Raw genomic sequence first — 17,531 nt, 5'->3', positions numbered from 1 at the left:
TCCTGTAGCGTCGGCACTTCGTTCTGCACCAGCCAAGGCTTGGCAACGAGGCGCCGTCAGTTTGACCTCAACCGGAGATGGATATGACTGCGGAAACCGCTGTCCCTGCCTCGCAAGCCCCCAAGAAAACAAAAATCCCGATCGGCCTGGTCGCCGGCTTCATCGTCATGATCGGCGTGCTGATGCTGCCGCTGCCCGCCGACCTGCCGGTCGCAGGGCATCGCATGCTGGCCATCCTGGCCTTCGCGGTGGTGGTGTGGATCACGGAAGCCGTGTCCTACGAAGCCAGCGCGATCATGATCACGACGCTGATGGCCTTCCTGCTGGGCACCGCGCCCACCATCAAGGATCCCCAGGTGCTGTACGGCACCTCGGCTGCCATCAGCATGGCCTTGACCGGCTTTGCCAACTCGGCGCTCGCGCTGGTCACCGGCGCCCTGTTCATCGCCGCGGCCATGACCTTCACCGGGCTGGACCGGCGCATCGCGCTGGTGACGCTGTCCAAGGTCGGCACCAGCACGCGCCGCATCCTAATCGGATGTATCGCGGTGACCATCGTGCTGAGCCTGGTGGTGCCCAGCGCGACCGCCCGCAGCGCCGCCGTGGTGCCCATCATGATGGGCGTGATCGCGGCCTTCGGCGTGGACAAGCGCTCGAACATCGCCGCCGGCATCATGATCATCGTGGCGCAGGCCACCAGCATCTGGAACGTCGGCATCCAGACCGCCGCCGCGCAGAACCTGCTGACCGTCGGCTTCATGGAAAAGATGCTGGGCCAGCGCGTGGCCTGGTCGGACTGGCTGATCGCGGGCGCACCGTGGTCGCTGATCATGTCGGCCGTGCTGATCATCATCGTGCTCAAGCTGCTGCCGCCGGAGAGCGACAGCATCGCGGGGGGCAAGGAAGCCGTCGAGAAATCGCTGCTCGAGCTTGGCCCGATGACGGGCGCGCAAAAGCGCCTGATGGCCGTATCGGTCATGCTGCTGCTGTTCTGGTCGACCGAAGGCAAGCTGCACAAGTTCGACACCACCTCGACCACCTACTTCGGCCTGGTGCTGCTGCTGTTGCCGCGCTTTGGCGTGATGACCTGGAAAGACGTGCAATCGCGCATTCCATGGGGCACCGTGATCGTGTTCGGCGTCGGCATCAGCCTGGGCACCGCGTTGCTGACCACGCAGGCCGGCCAATGGCTGGGCAACCAGGTGGTGGCGCACACGGGTCTGGACCACCTCGGCCCGCTGGCCATCTTCGCGATCCTGTCGGCCTTCCTGATCATCATCCACCTGGGGTTCGCCAGCGCCACCGCGCTGACCTCGGCGATGCTGCCGATCCTGATCTCGGTGCTGGCCACGCTGCCGGGCGACTTCAGCCGCCTGGGCATGACCATGCTGCTGGGCTTCGTGGTGAGCTATGGCTTCATCCTGCCGATCAACGCGCCGCAGAACATGGTGTGCCTGGGCACGGAAACCTTCAACGCCAAGCAGTTCGCCAAGGTCGGCATCCTGGTCACCGTCGTCGGCTATGCGCTGATGATGCTGATGGGCATGACCTACTGGCGCTGGCTCGGCTGGCTGTAAGGAGGTCGCATCATGAAGATCTCCATTGCCCAAGCCAATGAATACGGCCGCCGCGTGCTGATGGCGCAAGGCGTGCCGGAAGACATCGCCCGCGACGTGTCCGAGCACCTGGTGGAGTCCGACCGGGTCGGCTACACCAGCCACGGCCTGTCGATCCTGACCAACTACCGGCGTGTGCTGGGCGAAGGCCTGGCGCAGGCCGACGGCCGCCCCGAGCTGCTCAACGACCGCGGCGCCATGCTGGCCTATGACGGCCACAACGGCCTGGGCCAGTACATCGGCAAGGTCGTGATCGAAAAGGCCATCGAACGCACGCAGGAGCACGGCCAGTGCATCCTGACGCTGCGCCGCAGCCATCACCTGGGCCGCATGGGCCATTACGGCGAGATGGTGGCGGCCAAGGGCCTGATCCTGCTGGCCTTCACCAACGTAATCAACCGCGCCCCCACGGTGGCGCCGTTCGGCGGCGCGCGCGCCTGCCTGACGACCAATCCGCTGTGCTTCGCGGGCCCGCTGCCGGGCGGCCGCCCGCCGTTCATCGTCGACATGGCGACCAGCTCGATCGCGGTGAACAAGGCGCGCGTGCTGGCGGCCAAGGGCGAGCAGGCGCCTCCGGGGTCGCTGATCGATGCGCAGGGCAATCCGACCACGGATCCGGGCGCGCTGTTCACCGATCCGCCGGGCGCCCTGCTGCCGTTCGGCGGCCACAAGGGTTACGCGATGGGCCTGGTGGCCGAGCTGCTGGCGGGCGTGCTGTCCGGCGGCGGCACGATCCAGCCGGAGCATCCGCGCAACGGGGTGGCGACGAACAACATGTTCGCGCTGCTGCTGGATCCGCAGGTGGACTTCAATACGGACTGGCGCTCGATGGAAGTGGGCGCGTTCATCGACTACCTGCATGCCTGCCCGCCGCAACCGGGCGTGGACGGCGTCCAGTATCCGGGCGAGTACGAAGCCCGCAATCGCGAGCTGAACGCGGAGTCGCTGGAATTCGCGCCTCCCATCTGGGAGGGGTTGAAGAAGCTGGCCGCGGACTTAGGGGTGCCTGAAGCGTTGCCTTGAGGGTTTGTGTTTACGGTTGTTTTTGCGGGCGGCTCAGGGGTTCTTGAGCCGCCCGTTGCGTTGGCGGGCGGGGGCGGCGGGGCTACGATTGCGGTCCGGAGCGTTCGCTCCGGACTGCCCCGTTGTCAACCTCGTACGCCTTCGGCTCCCTACGGTTTCCCTCGGGCGCATCTACACGCCCCGCCTCCCCCGCCCGCCAACGCAACGGGCTCACGTCGTCTTGGTTTCGCCATTGCAGGGACGAGCAGTGTGCTTGGCGTTTTTGCCAACGACTGGAATGGAGGGGAGGATCTTGCGGGGCCCGCCCAAAGCCGGCCGCGCGGGCGGCCTTTTTGGGCTTACGCGATGTGGAAACGTCGAGGGGGTGACGGCGTAGCCGCTGGTGAGGGACGTGTGATGTTCATCGGCGTGGTCGGCGCGAGAGGTCCGTCACGCGCAATACGTTCTACGCCGCGCCGACCACCACCGCCCCTCCCCTGACCATGCGGAGTTATCAGAACCCCACTCGTCACCCACGCGCAGCGAACCCCGCCCCGACGCCAGACACCATGTATGCCGTTGATGGCCGCCCGCGCGGCCATCATCGGCGGGCGACGCAAGACTCTCTCCTTACCCCACGCTGCAGCAGCGTCACATTCCTCGACACCGGTAGCCCGGGGCGGTGGGCGCACGGGGGGGCGCGCCGTTCAGATGCGCCCGACGGAAACCGTAGGGAGCCGAAGGCGGACGAGGTTGAGGACGGGGAAGTCCGGAGCGAACGCTCCGGACCGCAATCGTAGGCGCGCCCCCCCGTGCGCCCACCGCCCCGGGCGGCCTACGAAGAAAAACTGCTCAGCTCTTGACCGACCGATGCCGACTAATGCTCATCATGATCCCAAACGCAATCCCCATGGTGAACAACGCGGTACCGCCATAGCTCATGAAAGGTAATGGCACGCCCACGACAGGCAGAATCCCCGTCACCATGCCCACGTTCACAAATACATAGATGAACAGCATCATCGTCAACGCCCCGGACAGCAACCGCCCGAACTGCGATGACGCGCGCGAAGCGATGGTCAGGCCGCGGGCCATCATCAGGCCGTACAGCACCAGGATGGCGATGCCGCCGTACAAGCCGAATTCCTCGGCGTAGACGGCGAAGATGAAGTCGGTGGTGCGTTCGGGAATGAAGTCCAGATGGGTCTGCGTGCCCTTCATGTAACCCTTGCCGTAGACGCCGCCGGAGCCCACCGCGATCATCGACTGGATCGTGTGGAAGCCCTTGCCGAGCGGGTCGGAACTGGGGTTGAGCAGCGTGCAGACGCGATGCTTCTGGTAGTCGTGCAGCACCACCCAGTTGACGTCCGGTTCGCACAACTGGTCTTCGTAGTACACCAGCGTGCCAATGCCGATGATGCCGGCCAGCATGACCGGGACCAGCAGCTTGAATGAGAGGCCGGCGAAGTAGATGACGAAGAAACCGGCGCCGAACACCAGCAGCGCGGTGCCCAGGTCGGGTTGCAGCACGATCAGGCCGAAAGGGGCCGCCAGCATCGCGGCGGCGGCCAGGAAGTCGCGGATGCGGACCGCGCCCTCGTGGCGCTGGAAGTACCAGGCCAGCATCATGGGCACGGCGATCTTCATCATCTCGGACGGCTGGATGCGGGTCACGCCCAGGTTGAGCCAACGCGTAGCGCCCTTGCTGGTCTCGCCGAAGAATTCCACGCCCAGCAGCAGCACCACGCCGACCACGTAGAACGGCAAGGCCAGCTTCATCAGCCACTTGGGCGGGATCAGCGCCATGGTCCACATGGCGAAGAAGGCGATGATGAAGTTGCGCGACTGCTCGGCGAAGCGCCAGTCGGTGCCGCCCACCGCCGAATGCATGACGGTCAGGCCGAGCGCGGCGAACATCATCAGGATCGCCAGCAGCGGCCAGTCGAAGGCCGTGAAGACGCGCAGCAGGATCAGGCCGAGACGCTTCATTGTTGGCGCACCAGGTCGGAGGTGATGGTTTCGACCGAGGCCGTCGACGCGTTGCGCTCGGGGCGCTGGATCTTGTCCTGGCGGTCCTTGGACAACCAGTAGTCGAATACCTTGCGCGCCACCGGCGCGGCCACGCTGGCGCCCCAGCCGGCGTTCTCGACGATCAGGGCGACCGCGATGCGCGGGTGTTCCAGCGGCGCGAAACCCATGAACAGCGCGTGGTCGCGCAGGCGTTCGTCGATGGCGCTGGCGCGGTAGTGGCCGCCACGCAGGCTGAAAACCTGGGCCGTGCCGGTCTTGCCGGCGGCCTGGTAGGGTGCATTGGCAAACGCGCGGCGCGCCGTGCCGGCGCGGACCACGTCGGCCATGGCGTTCTTGATGACGTCGACGTTGGCCTGCTTGAGCGGGATGCGGTAGTCGGGCGCGGACTCGGTGGGCTTGGCCACGCCCGAGCGCGGATCCCGCACCGCGTGCACCAGGTGCGGACGGCGGTACAACCCGTCGTTGGCCAGCGTTGAGGTGCCCTGCGCCAACTGCAGCAATGTGAAGGCGTTGTAGCCCTGGCCCACGGCGACGGAGATGGTCTCGCCGGCGTACCAGCGCTGGCGTTCCTTGTCCTTGTAGGCCGAACGCTTCCAGTCGGTGGACGGCAGCACGCCGCGCTTTTCGCCTTCTAGGTCGATGCCGGTGATCTGGCCGAAGCCGAATTGCTTGGTGAAATCGTGCAGCGCGTTCACGCCGATCTCGGGGCCCAGCGAATAGAAATACGTATCCGACGACACCACGATGGCCTTGTGCATGTCGGTCATGCCATAGGCGGCGCCGCCGGCGTTGCGGAATTTCTGGCCGCCGAACTCGAAGTAGCCGGGATCGGAGATGCGGTCGGTGGCGCGGCGCTTGCCCAGCTCCAGCGCCGCCAGGCCAACGAAGGGCTTGTAGGTCGAGCCGATCGGATAGGTGCCGTACAGAGGCCGATTGATCAGCGGGTGGTCCGGCGATTCGTTCAGCATGCGCCAGTTGTCCACGTCGATGCCATCGACGAACAGGTTGGGGTCGAACGAAGGCTGCGATACGAAGGCCAGCACCTCGCCGGTGTCGGGATCGATCGCCACCAGCGCGCCACGCTGGCCGACGAAGGCTTCCTCGGCCACCTTCTGCAGGCCCAGGTCGATCGACAGCATGATGTCCGAACCAGGCACGGGATCGATCCTGCGCAGCGTGCGCATGGGGCGTCCGCCCGCGGTCACTTCCACTTCTTCGAGGCCGGTGCGGCCGTGCAGGGCTTCTTCCCAGGTTTTCTCGATGCCCTTCTTGCCGATGACGTCAGTGCCCCGGTAATTGCCCAATTGGCCGGCGCGCTCGAGTTCCTCGATGTCGCCCTCGGCAATGCGGCCGATGTAGCCGACCACGTGGGCGGCGGACTGGCCTTGCGGATACTCGCGCACCCAGCGCGCGCGCAGCTCGACACCCGGAAACTGGAAGGCGTGGGCGGCGAACCAGGCGGCCTCGGTTTCATTGAGGTTGTTGCGCAGTTGCAGGCTGGCGTAACGGCTGGACTCGGCCGCGCGGCGCTTGAAGCGGCGTTGGTCGGCCGGGCTGATGTAGACCACCTGCGTCAACCGCTCGAACAGCGCATTCATGTTGCCGGCCTGCGCCGGCACCACTTCAAGCGTGTAGGTGCGGTAGTTGCGCGCCAGCACCTCGCCGTTGCGGTCGAGGATCTCGCCGCGGCGCGGCGGGATCGGCACCACCGCGATGCGGTTGCGGTCGGCGCGCTCGGACAGGCCTTCGTAGCGGTCGACCTGCAGGTACCAGAACCGGCCCACCAGCACGCCGAAGCAGGCCAGCGCGAACACGCCGCCCACCCAGGCGCGCAGGCGAAAGCGCTGCTTCTGCTGCTGGCCGGTTTTCTTGAATTCGAACATGAGACGCGGCGCCGCCGTCAGGCGGAGGAAGATTCGGCGTCGTCGGCGCCGCGCTGCGGCAAGTGCAGCACCCAGCCCGCCAGCGGCCACAGAGCAGCCGTGATGGCCACGCTGACGCCCCAATCCCAACCCGGCCACTTGCCGGCCAGCCAGGCGTGGATGATCTGGGTGAGGAAACGGGCGATCAGGAACACAGGCAGCATGTGCATGGCCTGGCTCCAGAGGTCGAACCGTTGCAGGCGGCGGTGCAGCACCACGGCGCCGTAGGCGACCAAGGTGTAGGACAGCGCGTGCTCGCCGAGCAGGCCGGCGTCATGCACGTCCATCAGCAGGCCGAAAAAGAAGGCGGTGAACAGGCCGACACGGCGCGGCTCGTGCACGCACCAGAAGGCGATGATCAGGATCAGGACGTCCGGCGCGCCCTGCCACAGGCGCCAGGGCAGCAGCGACACCAGCCAGACCAGCAGGATGGTGCCCCAGACGAACACCCCGTGCGCGGGGCCCGACAGGCGTTCCGGGTGGACGTTGCTGGGCGTGCCCAGCCGGCGCCGCGGTTGCCCGGATGATTGTTGGTTAGTCCGATCCACCGGAATCGACCTCCTGACGGTTGGACTCGGCACGTTCCACGTCCACCTGCAGGACCAGGAAGTGGCGATAGCGTTCAGGGTGGGCCAGCGGTTCGCAGACGGCGCGCGCGAAGCCGGAAGCGGTATCGCGCTCGACCGAGGTTACTTTGGCCACCGGCAGGCCGGCGGGAAACAGCCCGCCGACACCGCTGGTGACGATCGTATCGCCTTCCTTGATGTCGGCATTGGCCGCGAGGTAACGGACCTCCATCTTGCCGGGAGAGTTCCCGCCAAAGGCGATCAGCCGCAGGCCATTGCGCAGCAGTTGCACCGGAATGGACACCTGCTCGTCGGTGACCAGGGCGGCTTCGGCCGTCATGGGCGTCACGCGCACGATCTGGCCGACCACGCCGCCTTCATCGATCACGGGCATGCCCGGCGCCAGGCCGGCCTTGCTGCCCTTGTTGAACACCAGCCGCTGGTTGAAGGCGTTGGTGGGCTCGTACAGCACTTCCACCACCACGGCCGACTGCGCCACGGTATCGGTCACGCCAAGCAGGCGGCGCAATTGCGCGTTTTCGGCGGCCAACTGGGCCGCGTGCGTGGCAACCTGGGCCAACTCGATGCGCTGGCGCTGCAGGGCTTCGTTTTCAGTGCGGATGAGGTTGGCGGCATTGACCCACTCGTTGACCTGTTGGACCAGGTCGCGCGGCGCCATGACGGCGCGCTGGAAGGGATACAGCGCCACGGACATCGCGCGGCGCGCCGGTTCCAGCATGCGCCACTGCGAATCCATGATGATCAGAGCCAGTGCCAGGACGACCAGGATGACCAGCCGCACCTCCGCGGGAGGGCCGCGCCTGAATAGGGGGGGAGTCCCTTGTCGTTGCATGAATCTCAGCCCGGGCGCCCGCGCCCGCAGCCCCCGCAGCGGCCGGAGCCTGGAAAAAGCGGGGCTCCGGGCTGGCGGGCGGAATTAGTCGTTGATGAAGATCGCGCCCAGTTTCTCAAGATGTTCCAGCGCCTCGCCGCAGCCGCGCACGACGCAGGTCAGGGGATCATCGGCGACCACCACCGGCAGGCCGGTCTCTTCCTGCAGCAGGCGGTCGAGGTCGCGCAGCAGCGCGCCACCGCCGGTCAGGGCAATGCCCTTGTCGGTGATGTCGGCGCCGAGTTCGGGCGGGGTCTGCTCCAGGGCGATCTTGACGGCCGAGACGATCTGGTTGAGCGGATCGGTGAGCGATTCCAGGATTTCGTTGGACGACACCGTGAAACTGCGCGGCACGCCTTCGGCCAGGTTGCGGCCCTTGACTTCGATTTCGCGGACCTCGGAACCCGGGAATGCCGAGCCGATTTCCTTCTTGATGAGTTCGGCGGTGGGTTCGCCGATCAGCATGCCGTAGTTGCGGCGGATGTAGTTGACGATGGCCTCGTCGAACTTGTCGCCGCCGACGCGCACCGAACCCTTGTAGACCATGCCGCCCAGCGAGATGACCGCCACTTCGGTGGTGCCCCCGCCGATGTCCACGACCATGGAGCCGCTGGCGTCGGAGACGGCCAGGCCGGCGCCGATGGCCGCGGCCATGGGTTCTTCGATCAGGAACACGTGCGAGGCGCCGGCGCCGAGAGCCGATTCGCGGATGGCGCGGCGTTCAACCTGGGTGGAACCGCAGGGCACGCAGACGATGATGCGCGGGCTGGGCGCCAGCATGTTGCGCGGGTGCACCATGCGGATGAACTGCTTGAGCATCTGCTCGGTGACCGTGAAGTCGGCGATAACGCCGTCCTTCATGGGCCGGATGGCCTCGATGTTGCCGGGCACGCGACCCAGCATCTGCTTGGCCTCCTGGCCGACGGCCTGGATGATTTTCTTGCCGTGCGGCCCGCCTTCATGACGGATAGCGACCACGGAGGGCTCATCGAGCACGATGCCCTTGCCGCGGACGTAGATCAGCGTATTGGCGGTACCGAGGTCGATCGCCATATCGCTGGAAAAATAACTGCGCAGGAATCCGAACATGGGAGCTCAGCTAAATTCTGGGGGGAATTGGGGTCATGCCGCGGGGCGTACGGCCCAGGAAAGCCTGGGTGCGCCTGTCATCACGGCGATTAAACCGTGAATCATAACTTATAATTTCCCCGGAAATAGCGCATAAATGCAGGCTATTCAAGCTTTGTAACGGGTTTGGCATGTGCATACTGCCCAGTCCCCCCTCGGCCTCCGCTTCTCTATATTTGCAATCCCCATGGCGCTCAATGACACAGATGTGGCCCGCATTGCCAGGCTGGCCAGAATCGAACTGACCCCGGACCAGCGCGGCCACGCGCAGGCCGAGCTCAATGGCATCCTCCACCTGATCGAACGGCTGCAGGCCGTCGACACCCAGGGCGTCGAACCCCTCGCCCACCCGCTGTCGGCCCACGAGGACATCGTGCTGCGCCTGCGCCAGGACGCCGTGACCGAATCCGCCTCGGAGGCCCGCCGCGCCGAACTGCTGGCCAACGCCCCCGATGCCCAGGACGGTCTTTTCCTGGTCCCCAAGGTTCTCGATTAAGCCATGACCCAACCCGCCCTGCACACCCAATTCGAGGGGATCGCCGCCCTGCGCGCGGCCCTCGCCCAACGCCAGGTCAGCGCCGTCGAGCTGGCGCAAAGCTCGCTCGCGGCCGCCGAAGCGGCCAGCGGCCTGAACGCCTTCTTACATATTGACGCCGAATTAACGCTGGCCCAGGCCCGCGCCGCCGACGCCGCGCTGGCTGCCGGCAATGCCGGCCCGCTGGCCGGCGTGCCCATCGCCCACAAGGACGCCTTCGTCACCCGCGGCTGGCGCACCACCGCCGGCAGCAAGATGCTGGACGGCTACGTCAGCCCGTTCGACGCCACCGTGGTCGAGCGCCTGCAGGCCGCCGGCGCCGTGTCGCTGGGCAAGCTCAACTGCGACGAGTTCGCCATGGGCTCGGGCAACGAGAACTCGGCCTACGGCGCGGTCCGCAACCCCTGGGATCCGGCCGCCGTGCCCGGCGGCTCGTCGGGCGGTTCGGCCGCGGCCGTCGCCGCCCGCCTGGTGGCCGCCACCACGGGCACCGACACCGGTGGCTCGGTCCGCCAGCCCGCCGCGCTGTGCGGCGTCAGCGGCATCAAGCCGACCTACGGCACCGTGTCGCGCTACGGCATGGTCGCCTTCGGCTCCAGCCTGGACCAGGCCGGCCCGCTGGCCCCCAGCAGCCGCGATCTGCTCGAACTGCTGGACGTCATCAGCGGCTTCGACCCGCGCGACGCCACCAGCCTCGAGAAATGCGACGCCGCCATCAACGAACCGGGCCGCGTGCGGCGCGATTTCGACGCCGCGCAAGGCAAGTTCGACGCCGCCGGCAGCCAGCCCCTGAAGGGCCTGCGCATCGGCGTACCCGAGGAATACTTCGGCGCCGGCCTGGCCCCGGACGTGGCCGCCGCGGTGCAGGCCGCTCTGGCCCAGTTCGAAGCCCTGGGCGCGGTGCGCGTGCCGGTGTCGCTGCCGCGCACCGAGCTGGCCATCCCCGCCTACTACGTCATCGCCCCCGCCGAAGCGTCGAGCAACCTGGCGCGCTACGACGGCGTGCGCTACGGCCACCGCGCCAAGCAGTACGGCGACCTGAACGAGATGATCAGCCGCTCGCGCGCCGAAGGTTTCGGCGACGAGGTCAAGCGCCGCATCCTGATCGGCACCTACGTGCTGTCGCACGGCTATTACGACGCCTATTATCTGCAGGCCCAGCGCCTGCGCCGCATGATCGCCCAGGACTTCCAGCGCGCCTTCGCCGGCCAGTGCGACGTCATCATGGGCCCGGTGACCCCGACGGTGGCCAAGAACATCGGCGACAACCGCGACGACCCCACCGCCGACTGGCTGGCCGACGTCTACACGCTGGGCGTCAGCCTGGCGGGCCTGCCGGCCATGTCGGTTCCGTGCGGTTTCGGAGGAAGCGAGAATCTCCGCCCCGTCGGCCTGCAGATCATCGGCAATTACTTCGACGAAGGCCGCCTCCTGGCCATCGCCGACCGCTACCAACAAGTCACGACGTGGCACAAGGCCACGCCGGCCCAGCAGGACGCCTAAGCATGAACTGGGAAATCGTCATCGGCCTGGAAACGCATACCCAGCTTTCCACCGACTCCAAGATCTTTTCGGGCAGCAGCACCGAGTTCGGCGCCGCGCCCAACACCCACGCCAACGAAGTCGACCTGGCCTTGCCGGGCAGCCTGCCGGTCATGAACCGCGGCGCCGCCGAACGCGCCATCCGCTTCGGCCTGGCGGTCGGCGCCGAGATCGCGCCGCGTTCGGTGTTCGCCCGCAAGAACTACTTCTACCCCGACCTGCCCAAGGGCTACCAGATCAGCCAGTACGAACTGCCGGTGGTGGTGGGCGGTTCGCTGTCGTTCTTCGTCGGCGAGGAAGAAAAGACCGTCAACCTGACGCGCGCGCACCTGGAAGAAGACGCGGGCAAGTCCTCGCACGACAATTTCACCCTGGCCAACGGCTCGCCGGCCAGCGGCATCGACCTGAACCGCGCCGGCACGCCGCTGCTGGAAATCGTCACCGAACCGGAAATGCGCTCGGCCGCCGAGGCCGTGGCCTACGCCCGCGCCCTGCACAGCCTGGTGGTGTGGCTCGGCATCTGCGACGGCAACATGCAGGAAGGCTCGTTCCGCTGCGACGCCAACGTCTCCGTGCGTCCGGTCGGCCAAAAGGAATTCGGCACCCGCACCGAGATCAAGAACGTCAACTCGTTCCGCTTCCTGGAACGCGCCATCACGTATGAAGCGCGGCGCCAGATCGAGCTGATCGAGGACGGCGGCACCGTGGTCCAGGAAACCCGCCTGTACGACGCCGACCGCGACGAAACCCGCAGCATGCGCAGCAAGGAAGACGCGCACGACTACCGTTACTTCCCCGATCCCGACCTGCCCACGCTCGTGATCTCGCGCGAATGGGTCGACCAGGTCCGCGCCGCCATGCCCGAACTGCCGGCCGCCCAGCGCGCCCGCTTCGAGTCCGAGTATGGCCTGCCGGCCTACGACGCCGCGCAACTGACCGTCAGCCGCGATCTGGCCGCCTATTTCGAGGCCGTGGCGCACGCGCTGCCGGCCGGCCAGGCCAAGCTGGCCGCCAACTGGATCATGGGCGAAGTGGCCGCCACGCTGAACAAGGAAGAAAAGGCCATCGCCGATTCGCCGGTGCAGGCCCCTGCCCTGGCCGCGCTGATCAACCGCATCATCGACGGCACGATCTCCAACAAGATCGCGCGCGAAGTGTTCGGCGCCATGTGGGCAGGCGAAAACGGCGGCCAGCCCGACGCCATCATCGAGGCCCGCGGCCTGAAGCAGATCAGCGACACCGGCGCCATCGGCGCCATGATCGACGAGGTGCTGGCGGCCAATCCGGCCATCGTCGAGGAATACCGCGCCGGCAAGCAGAAGGCGTTCAACTCGCTGGTCGGCCAGATCATGAAGGCCGCGCGCGGCAAGGCCAACCCGCAGCAGGTCAACGACCTGCTCAAGCAGAAGCTGGACAACTGATCCCTCTGCGCCACCCCGACCTCGAGGCGGCGCGCAAGATCAGACCACTCCTATGGCCGCGGCATCTTGTCGCGGCCTTTTGCTTGGCCAAGAATGATCCGGTCAATTCCGACTGGAGATTTCGGCCATGAACGCCCCCTACCTATCCATCCCACGCGAACAAGTTGCGGATCGACTCGACGAAATGATCCAAGCCGCAAACGATGGTGTGTTCGTTGTCATCACCCATGACGGTCTGGCGCAAGCGCAGCTCAGGCGGGTCAATCCCCTGATGACCGAAGCGGGTCACAATGCGATAGAAGAACTGAAACGGTTCCCGGCCATCCCGTACACCGACGAAGCCACCTGGTGGTACGCCGTCAAAGGGGTCCGCGAATGAAGCTCGTGCTCGATGCCTCGGTTGCGTTGAGCTGGCTGCGATTGCCCAGTCAAACCTGCAGCGAACAGGCGTTTGCCATCCTGGACGACCTGAACGGCGAAGCCATCCTTGTCCCGCAGATCTGGCCAATGGAAGTGGCTCAAGGCACCTTGCGCGTCGAGCGGCAGCAACAGGCCACGGCAGCCATATTGGCCAAATTCTCTGCCGTGCTGAACAGCGTACCCGTCGTCAACGAATCGCGCCCCTCTACCGCCTGGTTGCCTCAATGCGAGCGGCTCGCCCGCGAACACGGGCTTACCGTTTACGACGCCTCGTACCTGGAACTCGCGTTATGGCGCGGTGCGGCGCTGGCCACGTTCGACAAACGTCTGGCGCAAGCGGCACATGCGAGCGGCGTGTTGGTCGTTGGGCATGAGCCGACCCACAGGCTTGACGAGCCTGTCGCGCGATACGGTGGCCGGCAATGCCTTGGCCGACTCGCGCTTACTTCACCCCGTACTTCGTCCGGTACGCCTGCACCGCCTCGCGGTGCTCGGCGAACGCGGCGTCGTCCTGCAGCAACGCCATGATGTCCGCCAGCGATGCAATCGCCACCACCGGAATGCCATAGGTCTTGGCCACGTCCTGCACCGCCGAGTGCGCCGACAGCGCGTCGTCGGCGCCCGCGCGTTCCATGCGGTCCATGGCGATCAGCACCGCGGCCGGCTCGGCGCCGGCGCTGCGGATGATCTCCACCGACTCGCGCACCGAGGTGCCCGCAGTGATCACATCGTCGATGATGACGACCTTGCCCTTGAGCGGCGCGCCCACCAGGGTGCCGCCTTCGCCGTGGTCCTTGGCTTCCTTGCGGTTGTAGGCAAACGGCACGTCGCTGCGGCCCTGCATCTCGGGATGGCTGGCCAGCGCGACAGCGGTTGCCGTGGCCAGCGGGATGCCCTTGTAGGCCGGGCCGAACAGCATGTCGAAGGCCACGCCCGAATCCAGGAGCGCCTGGGCGTAGAAACCCGCCAGCTTGCCGACCGATGCGCCGCTGTTGAACAGGCCCGCATTAAAGAAATAGGGACTGATACGACCGGACTTCACCTTGAAGCTGCCAAAGCGCAGCACGCCTTCGTTCAGGGCGAAGCGGACAAAGTCGAGCGAGGTGGCGGAGGCGGTGTGGGCGGCAGACATGCGAAGAGGATCCGGGAGGTGGCAAACCCCGGCATTTTATCCGCTGTCGGGGCCTTTCCCGGACAACGTCGCCCAGTCGGTTAAATTCCTGGCATTGTTCCGGCCGTTTCCGGCCGCTCTACAGGAGTCCCGCTTTGCTGCGCATCACGTCGATCAACCTCAATGGCATCCGGTCCGCCTTCCGCAAGGGCCTGCAACCCTGGATGGAAAAGCACGCCGCCGACGTGCTGTGCCTGCAGGAAATCAAGGTGTCCGACGAGGACCTGACCGACGACCTGCGCCACCCGCCGGGCTACACCGGCCACTTCCACCATGCCGTCAAGAAAGGCTACAGCGGCGTCGGCATCTACCTGCGCGACGCGGCCGAGCGCGTCAACATCGGCCTGGGCTGCGAGGAGTTCGACCCGGAAGGCCGCGTCATCCGCGCCGACTGGAAAAACCTGTCCGTGATCAGCGCCTACCTGCCCTCCGGCTCCAGCGGCGACGAACGCCAGCAGGCCAAGTACCGCTTCCTGGACCGCTTCGGCCCATGGATCGACGAGTTGATGCACGAACACAAGAAGACCGGCCGCGAATTCATCATCTGTGGCGATTGGAACATCGCCCACAAGGAGATCGACCTCAAGAACTGGAAGGGCAACCTGAAGAACTCCGGCTTCCTGCCCGAGGAACGCGCCTGGCTGACCGACGTCTTCGACAAGCGCGGCTTTGTGGACGTGTTCCGCACCATCGACGACCGCCCCGACCAATACACCTGGTGGAGCAACCGAGGCCAGGCCTGGGCCAAGAACGTCGGGTGGCGCATCGACTACCAGATCGCCACGCCGGGCATCGCCGCCCGCGCGCGCAGCGTCGCCATCTACAAGGACGAACGCTTTTCCGACCACGCGCCGCTGACCATCGACTACGACGCCACGCTCTGAAGACGCGGGCGGCGGGGAGCCGAAGTCCGCCGCCCGAGCATGATTCTGTTCAAAATAAAATTAGGGACATATAAAGCAGAACTGACCTCGCAAGATGAGGACCATATCCCGCCAAAAGGCCGGATTCCCCTATGAGGCGGCGATCCCACACCGCGCCCGAGATCTCAATTATATTGGGGACATATAAATTTTCCCTGTGAATTCAATGCCCCATGGCTTCACCTATGAAATCTCGGGTTCTCCGCCCACTCGCCAAAGTCTAATGCGACCCCAATAAAGTAAGAAAAAAGTGCTTTGATATCAAGATGATGGCGCGCCTCCCGGCTTTGCGCAGGGCAACAAATTAGCCCTACAATCTCGCACCAAGCCGGTGCGTATTGCACCAATCCGGAGATTAGACGCCCCAAAAAAGCGCATCTCCGCACTCATTCGAAGCGCCCCCAAGGAGATCATGTTGAAAGTGCAGCGTCTGGACGACTTCCTGCGTAGCGTCGCCGTGCGCGATCCGCAGCAACCGGAATTCATGCAAGCCGTCCAGGAGGTGATGCTGAGTCTGTGGCCTTTCATCGAAAAGCACCCCCACTACGCCGAGCACGCCCTGCTCGAGCGCCTGGTGGAACCGGAACGCGTGATCCAGTTCCGCGTGTGCTGGACCGACGACAAGGGCCAGGCGCAGGTCAACCGCGCTTTCCGCATCCAGCACAGCTCGGCCATCGGCCCGTTCAAGGGCGGCATGCGTTTCCACCCCTCGGTGAACCTGTCGATCCTGAAGTTCCTGGCGTTCGAGCAGACCCTGAAGAACTCGCTGACCACGCTGCCCATGGGCGGCGGCAAGGGCGGCTCCGACTTCGACCCCAAGGGCAAGTCCGACGCCGAAGTCATGCGCTTCTGCCAGGCCCTGATGATCGAGCTGTACCGCCACCTGGGCCCGGACACCGACGTGCCGGCCGGCGACATCGGCGTGGGCGCGCGTGAAGTCGGCTTCATGGCCGGCATGATGAAGAAGCTGTCGAACTCCACCGCCAGCGTCTTCACCGGCAAGGGTCTGACCTTCGGCGGCAGCCTGATCCGCCCCGAAGCCACCGGCTACGGCACCGTCTACTTCGCCGAGGAAATGCTCAAGCGCGTCGGCAAGTCGTTCGACGGCCTGCGCGTGTCGGTCTCGGGCTCGGGCAACGTGGCCCAGTACGCCATCGAGAAGGCCATGGCGCTGGGCGCCAAGGTCGTGACGGTGTCCGACTCGAACGGCACGGTGGTCGACGAAGCCGGCTTCAACCACGAGAAGCTGGTGGCGCTGATGCACGTCAAGAATGACCTGCGCGGCCGCCTGGACGCCTACGCACGCCAATTCGGCCTGGTCTACGAACCCGGCAAGCGCCCGTGGCACGTGCCCGTGGACGTGGCCCTGCCCTGCGCCACCCAGAATGAGCTGGAACTGGCCGACGCCGAAACGCTGATCAAGAACGGCGTGCAATGCGTGGCCGAAGGCGCCAACATGCCCGCCACCCTGGACGCCGCCAAGGCCTTCATCGCCGCCCGCGTGCTGTACGCCCCGGGCAAGGCCAGCAACGCTGGCGGCGTGGCCGTGTCGGGCCTGGAGATGGCCCAGAACTCGGCCCGCCTGGCGTGGACCCGCGAAGAAGTGGACACGCGCCTGCACGCCATCATGCGCGACATCCACGAGAATTGCGTGCGCCACGGCCACAGCGAGCGCGAATACGTGAACTACCTGGACGGCGCCAACATCGCCGGCTTCGTCAAGGTCGCCGACGCGATGCGCCAGCAAGGGCTGTATTGATCGACATGCCGGCGCCCCGTGCGCCGGCTGGCGGCAAAAGAAAGGCGGCAGGCTCGAACAGCCTGCCGCCTTTCTTTATTCCGGACCGCCTGGCGGGATCAGTGCTTCATCGCCCCGTGGTCATGGCTCATGCCGGGATTGTGCGAAGCCGGCTTGACCTTGAACTGCACCGCCACCTCGCCCGCCTTTTCAAACTTGAGCGTGGCTGGCACGGTGGCGCCCTCGGCGAACGGCGCCTTCAGCTTGATGAACATGACGTGATAGCCGCCCGGCGAAAGTTTGACCTCGCCATTGGCCGGCAGCGGGATGCCGCCCTCGACCTGGCGCATCTTGGCCACGCCGTTGGCGGTTTCGACCGTATGCAGCTCGACGCGCTCGGCGGCGTCGGAAGAGATCGATAGCAGGCGGTCGGGCGTCTTGGCATCGTTGTCGATATCCATGTAGCCGGCGCCGTTGGACTGGCCCGGCGCGGACGCGCGCACCCAGAGATCATCGACCTCGACCTCGCCAACCTTGTAGTCCTTGGCCCAGGCGGACCCGGCCGCGCACAGGCCCAGGATGGCGACAGCGGCGAACTTGCGGATGTTCATGAGGTGTTCTCCT

Annotated in this window: 16 protein-coding genes; 9 read left to right on the top strand and 7 right to left on the bottom strand. The window is 66.0% G+C overall.

What is annotated here, in order from left to right; genetic code table 11:
• Positions 1-83 precede the first annotated feature (83 nt).
• Both SB816_RS03230 and SB816_RS03225 read left to right on the top strand, forming a co-directional pair.
• Positions 84-1,577, top strand: a complete 1,494-nt coding sequence (locus tag SB816_RS03230; RefSeq protein WP_082401792.1) for a DASS family sodium-coupled anion symporter — start codon at positions 84-86, stop codon at positions 1,575-1,577.
• A gap of 12 nt (positions 1,578-1,589) precedes the next feature.
• Positions 1,590-2,639 (top strand): Ldh family oxidoreductase, encoded by a 1,050-nt coding sequence (locus SB816_RS03225; RefSeq protein ID WP_269872923.1) that lies wholly within the window; start codon positions 1,590-1,592, stop codon positions 2,637-2,639.
• Between the two features lie 831 nt (positions 2,640-3,470).
• Here the strand turns inward: SB816_RS03225 and rodA are convergent.
• The 5 genes from rodA to SB816_RS03200 all read right to left on the bottom strand — a co-directional run bounded on the left by rodA (position 3,471) and on the right by SB816_RS03200 (position 9,118).
• Positions 3,471-4,607 (bottom strand): rod shape-determining protein RodA, encoded by a 1,137-nt coding sequence (gene rodA / locus SB816_RS03220; RefSeq protein WP_049076918.1) that lies wholly within the window; start codon positions 4,605-4,607, stop codon positions 3,471-3,473.
• Positions 4,604-6,532: a penicillin-binding protein 2 gene (mrdA, locus tag SB816_RS03215; protein ID WP_054500383.1), complete on the bottom strand. Its 1,929-nt coding sequence runs from the start codon at positions 6,530-6,532 to the stop codon at positions 4,604-4,606. The genes rodA and mrdA overlap by 4 nt, the downstream gene beginning before the upstream one ends.
• A 17-nt stretch (positions 6,533-6,549) precedes the next feature.
• A complete protein-coding gene (mreD, locus tag SB816_RS03210; RefSeq protein WP_054500382.1) occupies positions 6,550-7,119 on the bottom strand; it encodes a rod shape-determining protein MreD in 570 nt (189 codons plus the stop codon).
• On the bottom strand, positions 7,106-7,990 hold the full coding sequence (gene mreC / locus SB816_RS03205; RefSeq protein ID WP_049076925.1) for a rod shape-determining protein MreC: 885 nt from the start codon (positions 7,988-7,990) through the stop codon (positions 7,106-7,108). The genes mreD and mreC overlap by 14 nt, the downstream gene beginning before the upstream one ends.
• Positions 7,991-8,074: 84 nt before the next feature.
• Entirely contained in the window at positions 8,075-9,118 is a 1,044-nt protein-coding gene (locus SB816_RS03200; protein ID WP_006391829.1) for a rod shape-determining protein, read from the bottom strand.
• Between the two features lie 226 nt (positions 9,119-9,344).
• Here SB816_RS03200 and gatC point away from each other — a divergent pair, with 226 nt between their 5' ends.
• The 5 genes from gatC to SB816_RS03175 all read left to right on the top strand — a co-directional run bounded on the left by gatC (position 9,345) and on the right by SB816_RS03175 (position 13,603).
• A complete protein-coding gene (gene gatC / locus SB816_RS03195) occupies positions 9,345-9,653 on the top strand; it encodes an Asp-tRNA(Asn)/Glu-tRNA(Gln) amidotransferase subunit GatC (RefSeq protein ID WP_054500381.1) in 309 nt (102 codons plus the stop codon).
• A gap of 3 nt (positions 9,654-9,656) precedes the next feature.
• Complete coding sequence (gene gatA / locus SB816_RS03190) at positions 9,657-11,195, top strand: Asp-tRNA(Asn)/Glu-tRNA(Gln) amidotransferase subunit GatA (protein WP_054500380.1); 1,539 nt, start codon at positions 9,657-9,659, stop codon at positions 11,193-11,195.
• Positions 11,196-11,197: 2 nt separating this feature from the next.
• Positions 11,198-12,655 (top strand): Asp-tRNA(Asn)/Glu-tRNA(Gln) amidotransferase subunit GatB, encoded by a 1,458-nt coding sequence (gene gatB, locus SB816_RS03185; RefSeq protein ID WP_410546492.1) that lies wholly within the window; start codon positions 11,198-11,200, stop codon positions 12,653-12,655.
• Positions 12,656-12,782: 127 nt separating this feature from the next.
• A complete protein-coding gene (locus SB816_RS03180) occupies positions 12,783-13,034 on the top strand; it encodes a hypothetical protein (protein ID WP_054500378.1) in 252 nt (83 codons plus the stop codon).
• Positions 13,031-13,603 carry a type II toxin-antitoxin system VapC family toxin gene (locus SB816_RS03175; RefSeq protein WP_081273661.1) on the top strand — a complete coding sequence of 191 codons (573 nt, stop codon included), beginning with the start codon at positions 13,031-13,033 and terminating at the stop codon, positions 13,601-13,603. Before SB816_RS03180 ends, SB816_RS03175 begins: the two co-directional genes overlap by 4 nt.
• Here SB816_RS03175 and pyrE read toward each other — a convergent pair.
• Positions 13,518-14,207: an orotate phosphoribosyltransferase gene (pyrE, locus tag SB816_RS03170; protein ID WP_064528428.1), complete on the bottom strand. Its 690-nt coding sequence runs from the start codon at positions 14,205-14,207 to the stop codon at positions 13,518-13,520. The two genes, SB816_RS03175 and pyrE, sit on opposite strands and share 86 nt — an antisense overlap.
• Positions 14,208-14,341: 134 nt before the next feature.
• Here pyrE and SB816_RS03165 point away from each other — a divergent pair, with 134 nt between their 5' ends.
• Together SB816_RS03165 and gdhA are read left to right on the top strand one after the other, a co-directional pair.
• A complete protein-coding gene (locus SB816_RS03165) occupies positions 14,342-15,130 on the top strand; it encodes an exodeoxyribonuclease III (protein ID WP_049076940.1) in 789 nt (262 codons plus the stop codon).
• A gap of 451 nt (positions 15,131-15,581) precedes the next feature.
• On the top strand, positions 15,582-16,928 hold the full coding sequence (gene gdhA, locus SB816_RS03160) for an NADP-specific glutamate dehydrogenase (RefSeq protein WP_054500375.1): 1,347 nt from the start codon (positions 15,582-15,584) through the stop codon (positions 16,926-16,928).
• Positions 16,929-17,026: 98 nt separating this feature from the next.
• Here gdhA and SB816_RS03155 read toward each other — a convergent pair whose 3' ends face one another.
• Entirely contained in the window at positions 17,027-17,518 is a 492-nt protein-coding gene (locus tag SB816_RS03155) for a copper chaperone PCu(A)C (protein ID WP_054500374.1), read from the bottom strand.
• Between the last annotated feature and the right edge of the window lie 13 nt (positions 17,519-17,531).

Origin of the sequence: Achromobacter sp. SIMBA_011 (assembly GCF_046535435.1) — a bacterium.
Lineage (GTDB): Bacteria > Pseudomonadota > Gammaproteobacteria > Burkholderiales > Burkholderiaceae_B > Achromobacter > Achromobacter dolens.
The sequence above is the reverse complement of the archived record's forward strand: the minus strand, read 5'-3'. Positions and strand labels throughout refer to the sequence as shown.